The organism is Paraburkholderia unamae (assembly GCF_003268775.1).
GTDB lineage: Bacteria > Pseudomonadota > Gammaproteobacteria > Burkholderiales > Burkholderiaceae > Paraburkholderia > Paraburkholderia unamae.
The window spans coordinates 1-2,209 of sequence record NZ_QLSU01000067.1; the positions used below are offsets into that span (position 1 = coordinate 1).

4 protein-coding genes are annotated in these 2,209 nt (G+C 68.8%); all 4 read right to left on the bottom strand.

What is annotated here, in order from left to right; all coding sequences use genetic code 11:
• Positions 1-140 (bottom strand): hypothetical protein (locus C7401_RS46345; RefSeq protein WP_181565850.1); only part of this gene is annotated, 140 nt, incomplete at its 3' end.
• A 28-nt stretch (positions 141-168) separates the two neighbouring features.
• Positions 169-1,386 (bottom strand): imidazolonepropionase, encoded by a 1,218-nt coding sequence (gene hutI, locus C7401_RS44130; RefSeq protein WP_112178354.1) that lies wholly within the window; start codon positions 1,384-1,386, stop codon positions 169-171.
• The gene (locus tag C7401_RS44135) at positions 1,383-2,084 is read right to left on the bottom strand and encodes a HutD/Ves family protein (RefSeq protein ID WP_112178355.1); all 702 of its coding nucleotides are present in this window, start codon (positions 2,082-2,084) and stop codon (positions 1,383-1,385) included. Before C7401_RS44135 ends, hutI begins: the two co-directional genes overlap by 4 nt.
• Positions 2,081-2,209, bottom strand: a 129-nt coding sequence (locus C7401_RS44140; protein WP_146758075.1) for a urocanase-related protein, incomplete at its 5' end; no start/stop codon positions are given. The genes C7401_RS44135 and C7401_RS44140, both read right to left, overlap by 4 nt.

The window sequence follows — 2,209 nt, forward strand, 5'->3', positions numbered from 1 at the left end:
GGCAGATCGGGCGTCACGCTGCGCAGCGTGCCCGTTGCGTCCCATTCGAGCAGCACGTTGCGACGCCAGCCGTCGGGGAGGTAGGCGTGCCCGGCAAAAAGCGCACGCGCGGTCGAGTTCGAGTCGATGATGGGATTCATGCGTGAAGTTAGTGCTTGAAAGCGGTGCTCAAAAGCGACGTTCAAAAACGGTCTCGCCGCCGCGCACCACGCGGGCGCACAACGGACGGCCGATCCAGTAGGCCAGTTCCGCGAGCGATTGCACGGACCACACGGCGAAGTCGGCGGGGCGACCCACGCCAAGCTCGCCATGACGCTGCACATCGCCGAACGCCTGCGCCGCGTGGCGCGTCACGCCTTGCAGCACCTCGGGCACGGTCATGCGGAACAGCGTGGTCGCCATGTTCATCATGAGCAGCAGCGACGTGGCCGGCGACGTGCCCGGATTGCTGTCGGTCGAAATGGCGATCGGCACTGCGTAACGGCGCAGGAGATCGAGCGGCGGCAATTGCGTTTCCCGGATGAAGTAGTACGCGCCGGGCAGCAGCACGGCCACCGTGCCGGCGGCCTTCATGGCGGCCACGCCCGCTTCGTCGAGAAACTCCAGATGATCGGCCGACAACGCGCCGTGACGCGCGGCCAGCGCCGCCCCGCCGCCGTTGGAGAGCTGCTCCGCGTGCATCTTGACCGGGAGCTTGCGCCGCGCGGCGGCCTCGAACACGCGCTCGCTCTGCGCGAGCGAAAAACCGATTCGTTCGCAGAACACATCGACGGCGTCGACGAGTCCTTCGTCTGCCAGCGCGGGCAGCATGCGTTCGCACACTTCGTCGATATAGGCGTCGGCGCGTCCCGCGAATTCGGGCGGCAACGCGTGCGCGCCAAGAAACGTCGTGCGCACCGTGACCGGATAGCGTTCGCCGAGGCGGCGCGCGACGCGCAGCATCTTGCGCTCGGACGCGAGATCGAGGCCATAGCCCGACTTGATCTCCACGGCCGTCACGCCTTCGGCGAGCAAGGGCTCCAGACGCGCGGCCGACTGCGCGAACAACGCGGCTTCGTCGGCGGCGCGCGTGGCACGTACCGTCGATACGATCCCGCCGCCCTGGCGCGCGATTTCCTCGTAGCTCACGCCCGCCAGGCGCTGCGCGAATTCGTCGGCGCGCTGGCCGCCGTAGACGAGGTGCGTATGGCAATCCACGAGACCGGGCGTGACCCACGCGCCGCCCAGGTCTTCACGCGGCCATTCGGCGAACGAGGACGACAGTTCGGCTGCCGCGCCCAGCCACGCGATCTTGCCGTCTTCCACGGCAATCGCGGCGTTTTCGACGGTTTGCCCCGGATCGCCCTGCGGGCACAGCTTGAGGTTCTGCCAGAGAGTGCGTTTCATTGCGTGTGCACGGCATCGTGCGATGCCGCGTCCGTGGTGTCGTGCTGCGGCGAGTGAGGCGTCTGAGACACGCCGAGCAGGTCCAGCGCGACGGCGAGCAACGCGCCGGCGCCCTGCGTTTCGATCTGCAACGGGCGCAGTGCGTCGAGCATGTCGATGCGCAGCGTGTCGCCCGTTGCGAGGCGCACCTGGCGGCAGCCGTCGACGATCACGGCCTGCTCGCCCTGCGCGCAATAGAGCAGCAGCGTTTGCGCCTGCATGCGGCGGCGCCCGTTCTCGCGCCACACGTCCAGCGTGCCGCGCGCCGCATCGCGACGCACCATGAGATTGAAATCGCGCGTGGCGCCGTTCACGAGGCGGGCGTCGATGGCCGCTTCGCCCGCAAAGTGCGCCACGTCCAGTGGTTGCGTGAGCACATGCGTGCGGCCCGCTTCGTCGAGCAGCATGCCCGCGCCTTCGAGCAGCGCCAGCGTGCGGTCGATGCCCTCGAAACGCGAGAACGGCCCGGCCTGCGCGACATCGGCCACGCTCACACGCCATGCGAACGTGTCGAGCGATGCGCTCACTTGCGAGCCCGTACGCGGCGTCGCATGCGCTATGGCAATCTCGCGCGTGACGCCGCCGCCGTTCTTCCACGGCGACGCCACGAGCGCCGCCCCACGCAGCAGCGTGAGCTTCGCGTTCTGTACGTTGCTCATCGGCCGAGCATCGGCAGCTTGAGGCCCGCTTCGCGCGCGGTTTGCTGCGCAAGCTCGTAGCCCGCGTCCGCGTGGCGCATCACGCCCGTGGCCGGGTCGTTGAGCAGCACGCGGCCCAGACGCTC

Excerpts from the sequence above, each read along its gene's own strand:
- C7401_RS44135 (WP_112178355.1), bottom strand. The coding sequence starts at position 2,084 with ATGAGCAACGTACAGAACGCGAAGCTCACGCTGCTGCGTGGGGCGGCG.
- hutI (WP_112178354.1), bottom strand. The coding sequence starts at position 1,386 with ATGAAACGCACTCTCTGGCAGAACCTCAAGCTGTGCCCGCAGGGCGAT.